The organism is uncultured Methanobrevibacter sp., from assembly GCF_900314615.1.
In the GTDB taxonomy this organism is placed as follows: Archaea; Methanobacteriota; Methanobacteria; order Methanobacteriales; family Methanobacteriaceae; genus Methanocatella.
On record NZ_OMWA01000011.1, the window covers coordinates 23323 to 38340 of the forward strand.

Here is a 15018-nt window from a genome sequence, read left to right on the forward strand (position 1 = left end):
AATATATGTATATCGATGAAAATTGTGAGTATGGTAACTTTTTAGATGTTAATACTGGATTATCATGTATCTGGGATTTCTTTGAATTATTGAAATATGAGGCTATTCGTGAAGTTAAAATTCTGACTATCAATAATATTATTGGAATGTTTTTATGAAATGGGATTTTAAGGAAACTAAAATGATTTTCTAAAGCTCATGAGACTTTCATAAGGAACATCAATGGAATCCTCGATGTACAGTAATAATATAAATTCGTACAAATTATAGGGGTTTATAAATATTGGTGAATAACTATTTCAAAATGGGAAGCTATCACTTTGTTAAGAATAACTGCTTAACTAATAATGATATAATAAATGGATAAATGGGTAGGAATAACAGCTGTGGATATATTATAAGTATTTTTTTTCAGTTTATAATAATTGTATTTATGTTTGATATTGTCAGTATTGTTTATTAGGAGCATTATTGGTTCAAAAAATATTTTAGTTATATTAATAAAACATATTTTTATATTAGAGAAATCAACTAATTTGATAGTGATTATTATGTATAATGATTCACCAATTAAGTATCGAAATCAGGATAAATTAAATCGGGTAAAATTTGCAAATTCGGTAGCCGAATCTATAATTAATTTGCCTGAACGGTCAGATAGTATTGTTATTGGATTGATGGGTGGTTGGGGCACTGGTAAATCCTCTTTGTTAAATTTAGTTGAAACTAAAGTTAAAGGTTATGCTAAAGTTTTAAGATTCAATCCCTGGAATTATTATTCTCAGCAAATGTTATTTTCTTCATTTTTTGATGAATTAATTGGTTGTTTGGATTTTGATAGTAAATTTTCTGCTTTATTTCAAAAGTATAAATATAAAATTATTGGTACTGGTGTTGAGCTAGTTAATACTATTCAACCGGGTGTAGGTTTACTTAATAATTTTGTCCCAGATTCAGAATATAAAACATTAAATGATATAAAAGATAAATTAAATGATATTTTTAAAAATCAACTTAAAACTGTTGTTATTATTGATGATATTGATAGATTAAATCCGGATGAAGTAAAACAAATATTTCAATTAGTTAAATCTTTAGCGGATTTTCCAAATATAATCTATATTTTGGCTTTTGATAAAAATTATGTAAATTATGCTTTAAAAGATTGGAATATTGAAGATGAGAAATATTCTCATACTGAAGATTTCATCGATAAAATTATTCAAGTTCCATTAACGATTCCTAAATTTGGTGCTGAAGATTTTATTAACATATTCAAATACAAGTTTAAGAAAGTTTTAAATAATCATAATCCGGATATTGAAGATCTTAATATTGATAAATTATATCTAGACTTATCTCCTTTTCTTAAAAATATTCGTGACATTAATAGATTTTGCAATGCACTGGATTTTTATTTATATTCAGTAGATACTGAAATATGGATTCACGATTTTGCATTAGTTACTGCATTACAGATTTTTGAAAAGGACATTTATGATAGCATTAAAAACAATAAAAATTTACTAACTGGTGATTTAGAAATTTTTGATGAAAAAATTGATTTAATTGATATTTTGGGAGGTAATTTAAAAAATTATTTAAATGTATTGTTTGATAATGATTTGAAATATAAAAATGCAGTTGAACAAATTTTATCTGACCTTTTCCCTAAAGTTAATTATATAATTAATGAATCTTCTCAAACCCCTAAATCTATAATTGATTTAAAAAAGAAGCATTGCGGAATAATGCAAAAAGAATATTTTGATTTATATTTCACATTTGACAATACTAACAGTTTATCTAAATCACGAATTGATTCTTTAATTTGTGCTGCTAATAATGATAATATTAAAGAGCTAAAAACAAGTTTATTGATAATTAAGGAGATGAATTTGTTAAATTCATTAATTGATCAATTAGGTTATCATGTTGATAGTTTTGAGAATGTTGGGGTGAAAAATCTAATAAAATCATTTAATGATAATTATAATGAATTATTTGTAGATGAATCATTTAATTCCCAAAATACAAAGATTTCTAATGCCATTAATTTAATATATTATTTAATAAAAGACAAAGAATTAGATGATAACGCTATTTTTGAATCGATTGACGAATCTGAAAATAACTATTTTAAAACTTACTTGATTTGGGAAATAACTAATGTTGTTTTGTTATCAGAAGAGATATCGTCTAAACTTAAAAAAATTATTTCTAGTTATTTATCAGATTATTTTGAGAAAACAGATTTTTCTGAAATTGAGCAAATTAGGTCAAATATTGCATTTTGGAAGAATTTTTCAGGATTTGAAGTTACCAACAAGTATATTAATGATTTAAATGATGAAAATTTAATAATGCTTATTTCTGAATATGTGGAACATGATTTCTTTAAAGATGAGGACGTGATGAGGTACGAGTATATTGGAACTGTTGTTGAATTGGATTCTGTTAAAAGGCGTTTTGATGAATTAAAGAATCTTGAAGGGGAATTTAATACAGAACAAATGAATACAGTAAATTTATTCGTTAATAATTTTCCGGATGATTGATTAGGTATTCAGTACTTATTGATTAGAATTAAATAAAATAAATGTGAAACTCATGAAAATTAATAAAGAGTTACTTAATCAAATTAATAAATTCATTGATTTAGAAAAATTTGACTCTGAAGAAGATATCTTAAATTCATTAAAATCTCAACAAGAAACTCCAAAATTAAAATATTTAACTGCAAGTTTACTTTTTGATTTAGGTATTAGAAATGAGGATTTGGATCAAATTAACGAGGCTATTAAAATTTTTGAAGAAATCAAAGAACAAGATTTTGATTTTGTTAACTATTATCTGGGAACATTGAATTTAGTGAAATATTATAAGCTTAAACCTAACTATTTGTCTGATCCAGATGACCTTCTTTTTAATTCTAAACTATATCTAAAACAAGAATTGTTAATTAATTGTCCTGAAACATTTCGTGAGGCTAGTGTTCATTTAGGTATTGTTTATAATGGTTTGGGGAGAACAATCGAGTCTTTGGACTGTTTTGATAATGTATTAAAATATCATAATAGTACCTATGCACTTTATAATAAAGCTTATGCATTATATACATATTCTTTCTTTTCAATCAATCATTCTTTGATTATTCGTGATGCATATAATTGTTTCAAGATTGTTTTGGAAGATGATAATTTTTCACAAGAAATGAAAGTGAAATCAAAAGAGTATGTTGATGAAATATTAATATTATTTGAAAAAGAATTTCTTGAAAGTGACTCCGAGGAGGAAATTAAAATAGAAGTAGAAGATGATTTTGAATGGTTTATGGTAAATTATTGTTGGGAAAATCGTTTATATTTAAATTTATGTAATTTCTGCCAAAAATGTAGTAATTCTATTGGGGATGCTATTGTTATAGAAAAGATGATTAATGAAATTTCAGAAAGTGTTGAAAATGATTCATTCTTAGTTTTATCGTCATATTTAAACCAGCTTAAAATGGATTATGTTTCTGCAAGATTTTTGTTAATATTATCTCAATATGATGGTTTTGATTTAGATGTTATAACAAAACATGTTTTTATTGTTGATACTCAATTTAGTGAAGAAAATAATATTAGAATACAATTATTGAAAGATGCATTTAAGAATTTTTTCAATATTCTTGATAAAATTGCTTATTTTATGAATGATTATTTGGATTTAGGAGTTGACCAGAATTATATTGGGTTTCAAAATGTATGGTTTAAAAAAGGAAAGTATAATCAAGGAATTAATGAAAAATTACTTAAAATGGATAACTATGGATTAACTGCATTATATGATATTTATTTAGAATTAAAGAAAGGTAATGAAAAATTTTATTTAAGGGACACAAGGAATTTATTAACTCATAAATACTTAAGAATTACTGAAAATCCCTTTGAAAACAGTAAAACAGTTGAAGAATTACATAATGAAACTATTGAAGTTGCAATCCTTGTTAAAAATGCTATAATCTATTTGTTGAGATTAGTTAAAATTAATGAAAATCAAAAAGAACAAGACTTGGACATGGATTTTATATAAGTGAAATTTGTGCATCTGATGAAATGCTTAAATTGAATAAATGTGGTGATTATATGGAATATTTTTCAAAATTTGAATGGGAATTTCTTCAAGAAGATTTGGATTTATCAACAAATTATGTGTTAAAAAGCAATCTTGAGATATCGTCTTTCGAATCTTGTTATTTAAAAAGGGATGGGGATTATAATTTAATTTTTGAGATTATTGGTAATATAAATAGGGAATCCTATGATAAATTACAAGAAAATGCAAATGTGGTTCATTTTTTATTTGAAAATGATGAGGAATGTATTATACTTAATTTTTGTATATTGCATAATAGGTTAATTTCATTTAATAAAGATACTGGTTATAAAGAAGTAACTGAATTTAAAGTTAAACATGTTGAAAGAACATATAAAAACAATTTAAATACGGTTGATTGTATTAAAGAGTTCTATTTGAATAGTGTGAGATATAAGGATATATTTTCTAGAGTTACAAATTATTATAAAGATGAAAAATTTCTTAAAGTAAGGGAGTGGGAAGAAGATAAGTTAAATGAATTAAAAGGTATCTCTCCAAAAATGTCTGCGGGGGATCATCTTTTATTGGATTTGGATGAATTTAGTTTTATTTTACAGGATATTCGTGAATTTGGTCCAAAATGGTCAAATAAACTATGTATTGAATATCAAAGACAATTTAACATCCCTTCAGAAGAAATTCGTCAAAAAAATAGGGAAATTCTTTCTTTTTTATTGGGAAAACATTTGATAAAGGTTGGTGAAACTTATTTCGATAATCAAAACAGAATTATTAAAGAAATCGCAATGTTGCCTTCTTTTTCTCCAAGAATTAATTTAAAAGAGGCATGTAAACGAATTGAAGTTCCAGCTATTTCACCTAATAATTTCCCAATGTTTAATCCTTTAGAAAAAGATTTAAGCAGATTAATTGACGCATATTTATCAGAAAATGAAATAGATTTGTCATATGTTTTAGAATACATGACATTTTCCACTACAATTCCAACTGAACACGAAATAATTGTTATTGGGGGTTGTTTAGATGAATTAGCAGATATTTGGTTTAATTCATCTAAATCGGATTCTGTTGGGGAATTAATTAAAAAAGATGAATTTGATATTTTATTAAAAGAGTGTCTTCCTATTATTAATGAAAAATTAGTAAATCATCCTGATGTTTTTAAAAATATTCATGAGGGTTATAAAATTACTGGTTATCAAAAGGTTAAAAAATTTTTGGATGAAGTAGGAATATCTCAAGGTAACGCTGAAAAAAAGGCAAGGGGATATAGAAATATTTCTGCTCATGGTCATGAGATGTCTGATGAAACTAGATTGAAAATGATTTATTTAACTGATGTTTATAGAACTTTTTTAAATAGGATTATTTTAAAAATATTAGGTTTTGAAGTTTATTTTGATTTGACTAATTATATGAATATTCAAATTGGAGACCATTTACCTAACAATATTTTTAAAAAGAATTATACGGAGATTAAAAAGTTTTATGATGATCTTAAAAAGAATGGTGAGTAAAATCTATAAATTATTTTAGGAGGTCTGAATTTTTCTGATACAAACATACATTTATCTTGATGGTTAATAGTGGATACTCTTAAATTTCTAATTTTTCAATTTAAAGTAGTTTAATTAAAAATAAAAAATAGGTTATACATGATTAATTTTTGTTTAAAAAGGGTCACGATAATAATTATATAATCCCAAAAACAAAATAATAATTATAATACTTATTTTTAGGTGAATAATCGTGCAAATAACTGATGCAAATCAACTTCTGGAATTAAATGAAAATGAATTCATAGGTGAAGTTCCAATAATGACAAACTCCCAAATTAATTTCAATGGTAAAAATAACATTTTAGTTTGTGAAGATGATGTTCATCTGTGGAACTCCAGAATTGATTTCAACCTTGACAATTCCGTTTTATACCTTTCAAGCAATATCCATGATTATTCAGTTAATATTTCACTTCACAACAACAATGTCTGTTTTATCGGAAAGAACAATTTCTTCAACGGCAGAACCAGCTTTGTTTTATCTGAATCCAAAAACATCATTTTAGGTGATGAATGTTTCATTTCATATAATGTTGTTTTTAGAACCTCTGACGGACATCCGATTTACAATGACATGTCAAAAAAGAGGATGAACTGGCCTAAAAGCATTTATGTTGGAGATCATGTCTGGTTTGGTCAAAACGCAATGATTTTTAAAGGATCCAAAATAGGCTCAGGTTCTATAATAGGTGCCAATTCAGTTGTTTCAAACAAAAGGATTCCTTCAAATACAACTTACGCCGGTGCGCCTTTAAGATTAATTCATGAAAATACCTTCTGGACTCCGCATTCTGTTCATGGGTGGAATAATGAGGAAATCGAAAAAATGTCTGAGTCCGATTCAGATTTGTTCAGCTATTCTCCTGATGAAAACACATTGGATTTTGATGAAATTGAAAGTATCTTAAATAGTTCTAATCAAGACGACGCAGTTGAATATGTGTCAATGTTTTTATTTGCGGGCAAAAATCGTTTTTGTCTAAAATAATATTTATAGGAAGTTTTAATTATGAAAGCAGTTATCCCAGCGGCAGGTTTAGGTACAAGATTACTGCCTGCCACCAAAGCACAACCAAAGGAAATGTTGCCGGTTTATTACAAACCCACAATCCATTATGCTGTTGAAGAGGCAGTAAATTCTGGAATTGATGATATTTTAATCATAACTGGTAGAAATAAACGGTCAATTGAAGATTATTTTGACAAATCATACGAACTTGAATATACTCTGCAAAAGGCAGGAAAAGACCGTGACCTTAAAAAGGTTAGAAAAATCACAGATCTGGCAGATATATGTTATGTCAGACAGAAAAACCTTAAAGGTCTGGGTGATGCAGTTTCATGCGCTGAGCGACACATTGGAGGTGAACCGTTCGCAGTTCTTTTGGGAGATTCCATTACACGGTCTAAAACTCCTTTAACAAAACAGCTGATTGATGTTTTCAACAAATACGAAAAATCTGCAATTGCAATCCGAGAAGTTTCACAGGACAGACTAAACAGGCACGGAATTGTGGATGGGCCTAAAATCAGTGATAACGTTTATAAAATTAACAATCTGGTTGAAAAGCCTGAAATCAGCAAAGCTCCGTCAAATCTTGCAATTGTCGGAAGATATGTTCTAACACCAGATATTTTTGATAAGATTTCACAAACTGAATCTGGATTTAATGGTGAAATTCAGCTGACTGATGCTTTATCAAAACTTGATGAAGTTTACGGTGTCAAATTTGACGGTAAAGTCTTCAACATTGAAACCCGTCTTGAATGGCTTAAATCATCAATTGATTTTGCAATGTATGATGATGAGTTTAAAGATGATTTGATTGATTATATGAAAACTTTCATATAATTTCAATTTTGTTTTTAGTTAATCTACATGTACTCTTCACATTTCATTATTTTAATTTTGTACTTATATTAAATTAATTTTGTACTTAATAATTTTTACAAGTGAGTTAAAAAGTTGTTAAATTATTAACTGGTTTTTGAAGTATGTGGGATTTATTTTTGAGCGGGAATTTCTAATGTCCTTTTGAACGTTCGGATTAAAGGCTGCACAAAAGCCCATGTTATTGGGTTAAATGCATTGCCAAAACAATCACCGCTAGTGGACTTGCCGTGAAATGTGAAATACAGTTATCTTATGAATGTAGCTGTGCCAACATAGCTTTTCAACGAAAACTCGGATGTTTGTTCACTAAAATGTCCTAAAAACATCGACGTTTCCAAATCCCTCCGTTTCAAATACATAAAAGTTCAATTTAGAAATAAATATTAATCTTAAAAATAAAAAATCTAAACATGCTTTACAAAAATAATAAAGATTTATTGGGAATATTTTTTCTTGTATTGTCTGTTCTATTTTTAGTTTATTTATTAGTAACTCCTCTTAATCATTTGGTTTGTCAAATTGATGAATATTTTACAAGAACTATTCTGCTTCTTCCCGTTTCAGATATCATTACTGTAACTGCTGGTGATGTTCACCCGCCTTTATATTATCTGATGGGAAAAGCGGTGGCTGAACTCAGCGCAGTTCTGGGCGTTGATTTATTATACAGCTTAAAATTATTGTCAATTGCAGCTTACGTGCTGATTTTAGGAATTTCTGTAACTAAAATAAGAAAAGATTACGGATTGTTCACTGCAGGATTGTTTCCTTTTGCAATTGCGATAATGAATGAATTTTCCAAATACGTTCTGATTGGAAGAATGTACTGCTGGGTAGTTTTATTTGTTCTGATTATATTTTTGGCTTTCAGAAATACTATAAATGACAAATCGGATATAAAATCATGGATTATAATGGCAGTCTTTACAATTGTGGCGGCATATACTCATTATTTTGCAGCAATGACTGCGGCATGCATTTATCTGGTATTGCTGGTTTATCTTATAAAAAACAATAAGGAGCATATTAAATACTGGCTGATTTCAGTTGCCGTGATTGTTGTATCATATCTGCCGTGGGTGCCTCATCTTTTAAGTCAGATGGCCCATGTTCACAACGGTTACTGGATTCCGGAAATTACCTGGGAAAGTGCACTTTTGTTTTACGGATATTACGGATATAACGAAAATGTACTCATTGCAATACTTTCACTGGTGATTTTAGCGGCAATAATATTCATGTATATAAAAGAAAAGTCATCTTTTGAAAAATCAGATCAGAATCTGATTTTAAGCGGTATTGCCGTTTATCTTGGAACAATCACTCTGGGTGTTGCAATATCATTTTTATTTAAGCCTATTTTGGACGGAAGATATCTTATGGCCGCTTCATCGGTATTGTGGTTAACAATTGCCATAATTTTAAGCAAACTTGAAAATAAAAAAATGTTTTATCTTTCACTTGCATTGGTGGCAATACTTTTAATTTCAGGTGTTGCAAATACGGTAAACACGTATGATGAAAATTATCAAAAAGCAATAATTCAGGAAAACTATTTCAACAATATTACCAGTGACAATAATTCTGTTTTAATCATTTCCACAACCAATGACTCAACGTACTTTTTATCATATTCAGATAGTGTAGATTTATATATTTTAAACGTTTCGGATGTCTTTGGTCTTGATATGGAGCGGATTCATCAAACCTTTGATTTTAAAAATGTGAATGCAAGTAAAATCGATGATTTTATAACGGATCATCCGGATAAAAACATTTATCTTATCAGCTGGAAGGAACCTAAAATAAACTCATCATATGAAGTTATTAACCAGGATGTCTTTTTGTATTTCACAAAAATAAACGAGACGTCGAAAAATGTGTAAGATAGAGATTTATTCTCTATTTTTTTATTTTTTTAGGGTTGTCAATAATTCTGTTTTTTTTTGGTTATATTTTATTCATTAGACCAAACTCTCATGAAACCATGATTGGTCTATAGAATTTTTTTAATTTTTAGGCTTTGTAGAAATCTTCATTTTTATTGAATTTGAGCGGATCTATAGATGTTGTAAATTGTGTTTTTGAGTTTTGTTTCTTTGTTTGATAATTGTAGGCTTCTGCTTCTGTTTGTTCCGTTGAATATTCTTTTTATTACACTAAATATTGATTCTACATTATTTCTTCTTGAATATATGTCTTTGTTGAATGTATTTTTACTTTCTAGTCGATAATGTCCTGTTTTTGCTCGTGTTTTTAGTAGTATTTGATCTTGTGCTTTTGCTTCTTCGTTTATGCATTTTCTGATGGGTTCTGTGTCGTATGCTCTGTCTGCTAGGATGTATTTTGGATTATATTTTTTTATGTTTCTTATTGCTGCTATTGCGAATCGTGTGTCGAATCTTGGGCCTCTTTGGGCTGCAAAATGAAGAATTAATCTTGAGTCTACGTCGATTGAAATATGGTTTTTTACGTAGCTTTTTCTTTCTTTTCGTCTTATTATTGCGTAATATTTGTCTGCGTAGTCATTGGTGAATCCGCTTCCATCTAAAGCAATTATATCGCCATTTATTTGGTGATTCATTAATATTTGTTTGTTTAATTCTTTCAATATTGCTGTTGGTAGTCTTTGGAAGAATTTCTGGAGTGTTGTGTAATGTGGGACCTTTTTTAAGTGCAAATATTGTTGTATTTTATCAGATAACTCCAATAAATCAATTATTTGTCTGTATGTGCTCCTGGTGTAGATTTTAACTGCCAAAAGTGTGAATAATGCAGGTTGTGTGAAGTCATGCTTTGAAAAATTGCTTGAATATTTATTTAACACGATTTTTGAGTATTTAAATGCATATTTAATGAATTTTAACAGTTTATTTGGTCTAATGTCATTGTTTATTTCTTTAATTTTTTTGAGTGCTGGTTTTTCAAAACCAAAATCCGAAAGATTTAATTGCTTTGAAAACAAACTATTAACTGGAGAATGAGTATTTTCGGGTTTCATATTAATATTTATTCTCCATTTTAGTATATATAATTATATATTGCTTATTTTTTCTAATCGATGTGAAATTTCAAGTGTAAACCTTATTACTCAATAATACGATTATTTTATCAAATTTAAATCAAAAATAAGAATAAAAATAGATTTTAAAAAATTTATTGAAAAAATCAAATAGGATTTCTACAAAGCCCAAATTTATTTAAATGCATAAAACAAATTATTTTTATATCTAAAAACTAGTGAAAATTTTTAATTCGGAAATTCTGTAAAATCTATGTTGATAAAATGAATTTTTATAGTGAACGGCCTATTCTCAATAAGGATGATGATAAATTAAACAGATCTTTATTTGCGGAAATTCTCGCAGAATCTATTTTACATTATGATGGGGAAGACTGTTTAATAATTGGGTTAATTGGGAAATGGGGGTCTGGAAAAAGTTCAATAATTAATATGGCAGTAGATAGTATTCAATCAGAAAATTTAATTATTATAAATTTTAATCCATGGTATTTTTCAACACAGGATAATTTATATCAGCAATTTTTTAATTTAATTGTAACTGAAATTGAAAAAAGAGAATTTGGAGATAAATTTTGGGTTCAAAAGAAATGGTTTCAACTAAAAACACAATGGGATTATGCGTCACGAATTGAAAAAGGAAATAAGTCAATAATGCAATATGGTAAAGAAATTGTTTTAACGTTACGGGAGTTACAACATTCAGATATTATAAATAAATATTACAATCAAGTAAAATCTAATTCGGCAATCAATTTAAATGCTCCTGGCCTTGGTTATACATATAATTTCACTGATTCTAAAAAAGAGTATAATTCTATTTCTTATCTTAAAACTAAATGTAATGAATATTTTAAAAGTTTAGATTATAAATTTCTAATTATCATCGATGATCTTGATAGGATGACTAAATTCGAAATTGAACAAACATTAATTTTAGTTAAATCTTTAGCAGATTTTGATGATTTTATTTATTTGTTAGCTTTTGATGATGAAATAGTATCGGAATCCTTGTCGAATGTTCCTGAAAAATTTCAAAAACTTTTTTTGGAAAAAATTATTCAAGTTTATCTCACTGTTCCTAAATTCAGTGAATCTCATTTAAATGGATTGATTTCTGATAGATTAGAGGATTTTTATAAAAATTTTGTCATTGATGAAAGTAATGATGAAAATGTGGAAAATAATAGGGAATTGCCACAATCAATTCAAAAAGAATTTTTAGATATTTATTCTTATCTTAAAATGTTTTTTAAAAGTCCAAGAGATTTATACAGATTTATTAATATTTTAAATTTTAATTTTTCAGTTTTTAAAGATGAAGTTAATAGGAAAGATTTTATACTAATTCTTGCAATCCAATTATTCGAACCAAATATTTATCATGAAATAAAAAATAATAAGGATTTATTCATTGTAAATTATGTAAATTTAACTAAATTGGAAAAAGAAGAGAATAAAGGTTACATTGAGGATATTATTAAACTTAAGAGTAATAATTTATCTAAAAATATTGTTAGAGATATTTTATTTAAATTATTTCCTAAAATTGAAAGTTATTATAGGAATATTGAGTATGGTTCTGAATGGGATGATTCATGGAAATATGAACGCAGAATTTGTTCAAAAAAATTTTTTGAGAAATATTTCACTTTGACATTGGAAACAGATGAAATAAGTATTGTTTCAATACAAAATTTATTAAGTGCGTCAGATTCCAATAGTATTTCGGATACTATTTTGGAATTTAATAATAATCATAAAACAAAAGATTTATTTGATTTGATGATTAATCGTATGGAAGACATTCCCAAAGAAAATGCCCAGTATTTCATTTCATCATTGATTGATATTGGGGATTTACTTGAAATACCATATAATATGTTTTTTGATAAAAGAATTTATTTATCCAGAATTCTTCATGATTTATTGAAAAAATATGATACTAAAGATGAAAGATTTGAAGTGTTGAAAAATGCAATTTCAAATTCTAAGATGAGTTTATATGTTGCAGTGGATTTATTAGCCGGTTTTGATTTTGATTATAATAAGTTCGACTATAAAAATGATAAACCAAGTCCAGATGTTCTTATTTCAGAAGAACATTTGGAGGTTCTTGAAGAAATCATGAAAAATAAAATTAGGGAATGGGATGAAGATGGCAGATTATGGGAAAATCCTAATCTAGAAGGAATTTTATACAGTTGGAAATCATGGGATAAAGAAGGTTATGTGATTAAACGTGTTGGGGAATATACTGCTGATGATGAGAATTTATTAAAATTTTTAAATGGTTTTAAAAGTGTTGCAACAACTACTATGCATAGAAATTCTCCAAGTGATGTGGAGTTCAAACTCAATTTCAAATCTTTGGAAAATTATTTTGATTTATATGAGTTAAATGACCGTCTTAAAAGAATTGGTAAGCAATAACTGTGAATCGATTGGCTAAAATAATATTTTTAACTATGTGACAGAGCAAGATTTAAGATTTTATCAAAGAAGAACTTTTATTAGTTAATCTGATTATATAAATTTTTAAAGAGGATTACAATGTTTAATATTAAGCATTTGAAAATACAAAATGAGTTGTATACAATAATAGAGTCTGAATTTGAAGACAGATTGAATGACTTATCAAGAGTAAACGTATTTGTAGGTGCAAATAATTCTGGAAAAAGCAGGTTCATGAGATCTTTATTTTATATTGATAAAAATGCCAAATTGAATTTTTTACCTAATGATAAATGCTATGATTATTTTATGAATCAATCTAAGATTTTCAAGGATTTTATCAAAAATCCTGGTGAAAAGCGTTTTTATAATACTGAACATCAAGCGTATTCAATTGTCAATACTAACTTGGGCGAAATAGGATATTTTACTGAATCAGAAACTCCTTGTTCATCGTTAATTCAAATTAGCAAAAATGCGAATAGGCATGGAGTGGGGCATGGCTCTCAATTGTATTATTGTAAGGAAATTCTCAAAGAATACTTTGGAAAAATTAACTTTGATGATAATTTATTTAACTATAATTTTTATAAAATTTATATTCCTTCCTTAAGAGGTTTAATTCCATTAATTCCCAAAGATTTCATTCAAAATGATGATTTCTATAATGATTTTTATGCTGAAAGGATTAAACGAGATTATTTTGGCGAAAAATCAGATATTTTAGTTAATGTAAATGATTTCTTATTAAGTGGAGATGTTAAAACTAGAAACGCAATTATAAGTGGTTTGCAGTTTTATGAATATGTGAAAAATTATTTACTGGGAGATTTTGAGCAAAGGGAAATGATTCGCAAATATGAATCCTATTTGTCCGAAACGTTTTTTGAAAATGAAAATGTAGTGTTAATTCCAAAAGTAAATGATGATGTTTTAACAGTTAAAATTGGTGAGGAAGAACATAGAATTTATGATTTGGGGGAGGGCATTCAATCGATAATTTTAATAACTTTGCCGTTATTTTTATATTTGGAAAAATCTAAAGAAGAAAATACTACTGTTTTAGTATTCATTGAAGAGCCGGAAGTTAATCTTCATCCAATGTTGCAGAGGATCCTGTTAAATACTTTATTGGGGCCATTATTTGAAGATTATCAGTTTTTCATCACGACACACTCAAACCATTTTATTGACAGGTTATTTGAAGACCAGAATATCTCTATTTATTCATTTGATAAAAAAATAAATTATGCCGAAGGTTCTTCTGTCGAGTTTACTATTGAAAAAGTGGGTTTTGACCATTTACCTACTTTAAAACGATTAGGTGCGCTTCCATCATCTATTTTATCCCATAATTCCACTATTTTAGTTGAGGGCTCAACAGATAAGGAACATTATAGTTTATATTTTGAGTTATTTCAGCAACACCTTGAAAATAAAAAACCTAACTTTGAACGTTTTGTGGAGGGCATACATTTTTCATTTTTTAGAGGTGGAGGGTCAGAAGCAATTGAAAATGTAAAAGAATTTAAAGATATAGAAAAGGAAAGAATATTTTTAATTTTAGATAATGATTCAAAAGATGAAACAATTAAGAAAGAAAATTTATTTTCAGATATTGGTTATCAAAATTATTATATTTTGAATGTCAAAGAAGTTGAAAATTTAATCAATAAGGATGCTGTGATTAATATTCTTCAGAGGGTTTATAATATTCCAGATAGAAATATGAATAAGAATTTCGATGAAAATGAGTATTATGCTACCAATGATTTCTATGATTTCATTGTCAAGACGGTTTTAAAAGGCAATAAACCAGATAAGTTTCCCGAAAATAGATCTAAACTAAAAGATAAACTTAGCAGATATGAATCGAATTATACGAAAAGTTTTGATGATTTGACTGGAGAAGCTAAAAATGTTGCAATAGAAATTTACAAATTTATTAAAAAGAATAATCCAAAAAACTATTGATTCAGAGGTGA

The 15018-nt window shown here is 27.3% G+C and carries 11 protein-coding genes; 10 read left to right on the forward strand and 1 reads right to left on the reverse strand.

What is annotated here, in order from left to right; all coding sequences use genetic code 11:
* The first annotated feature begins 5 nt into the window (after window positions 1-5).
* The 8 genes from QZN33_RS04675 to QZN33_RS04705 all read left to right on the forward strand — a co-directional run bounded on the left by QZN33_RS04675 (window position 6) and on the right by QZN33_RS04705 (window position 9443).
* Window positions 6-158 carry a hypothetical protein gene (locus QZN33_RS04675; RefSeq protein WP_296789792.1) on the forward strand — a complete coding sequence of 51 codons (153 nt, stop codon included), beginning with the start codon at window positions 6-8 and terminating at the stop codon, window positions 156-158.
* Between the two features lie 393 nt (window positions 159-551).
* Window positions 552-2558 carry a P-loop NTPase fold protein gene (locus tag QZN33_RS04680; protein ID WP_296789793.1) on the forward strand — a complete coding sequence of 669 codons (2007 nt, stop codon included), beginning with the start codon at window positions 552-554 and terminating at the stop codon, window positions 2556-2558.
* Window positions 2559-2610: 52 nt separating this feature from the next.
* The gene (locus QZN33_RS04685) at window positions 2611-4077 is read left to right on the forward strand and encodes an LA2681 family HEPN domain-containing protein (protein ID WP_296789794.1); all 1467 of its coding nucleotides are present in this window, start codon (window positions 2611-2613) and stop codon (window positions 4075-4077) included.
* Between the two features lie 53 nt (window positions 4078-4130).
* Window positions 4131-5621: a hypothetical protein gene (locus QZN33_RS04690; RefSeq protein WP_296789795.1), complete on the forward strand. Its 1491-nt coding sequence runs from the start codon at window positions 4131-4133 to the stop codon at window positions 5619-5621.
* A gap of 232 nt (window positions 5622-5853) precedes the next feature.
* The gene (locus QZN33_RS04695) at window positions 5854-6651 is read left to right on the forward strand and encodes a hypothetical protein (protein ID WP_296789796.1); all 798 of its coding nucleotides are present in this window, start codon (window positions 5854-5856) and stop codon (window positions 6649-6651) included.
* Between the two features lie 21 nt (window positions 6652-6672).
* The gene (gene galU, locus QZN33_RS04700; RefSeq protein WP_296789797.1) at window positions 6673-7515 is read left to right on the forward strand and encodes a UTP--glucose-1-phosphate uridylyltransferase GalU; all 843 of its coding nucleotides are present in this window, start codon (window positions 6673-6675) and stop codon (window positions 7513-7515) included.
* 203 nt (window positions 7516-7718) lie between these two features.
* Window positions 7719-7877, forward strand: a complete 159-nt coding sequence (locus tag QZN33_RS11745) for a methionine adenosyltransferase domain-containing protein (RefSeq protein WP_369333251.1) — start codon at window positions 7719-7721, stop codon at window positions 7875-7877.
* A 186-nt stretch (window positions 7878-8063) separates the two neighbouring features.
* Window positions 8064-9443 carry a DUF6056 family protein gene (locus tag QZN33_RS04705; RefSeq protein WP_296789798.1) on the forward strand — a complete coding sequence of 460 codons (1380 nt, stop codon included), beginning with the start codon at window positions 8064-8066 and terminating at the stop codon, window positions 9441-9443.
* A gap of 155 nt (window positions 9444-9598) precedes the next feature.
* On the opposite strand, the gene QZN33_RS04710 is transcribed toward QZN33_RS04705, so the two are convergent.
* Entirely contained in the window at window positions 9599-10558 is a 960-nt protein-coding gene (locus QZN33_RS04710; RefSeq protein ID WP_296789799.1) for a transposase, read from the reverse strand.
* Window positions 10559-10843: 285 nt separating this feature from the next.
* Here QZN33_RS04710 and QZN33_RS04715 point away from each other — a divergent pair, with 285 nt between their 5' ends.
* Together QZN33_RS04715 and QZN33_RS04720 are read left to right on the forward strand one after the other, a co-directional pair.
* Window positions 10844-13012, forward strand: a complete 2169-nt coding sequence (locus QZN33_RS04715) for a P-loop NTPase fold protein (protein WP_296789800.1) — start codon at window positions 10844-10846, stop codon at window positions 13010-13012.
* A gap of 120 nt (window positions 13013-13132) precedes the next feature.
* Entirely contained in the window at window positions 13133-15007 is a 1875-nt protein-coding gene (locus tag QZN33_RS04720) for an AAA family ATPase (RefSeq protein WP_296789801.1), read from the forward strand.
* The last annotated feature ends 11 nt before the right edge of the window (window positions 15008-15018 follow it).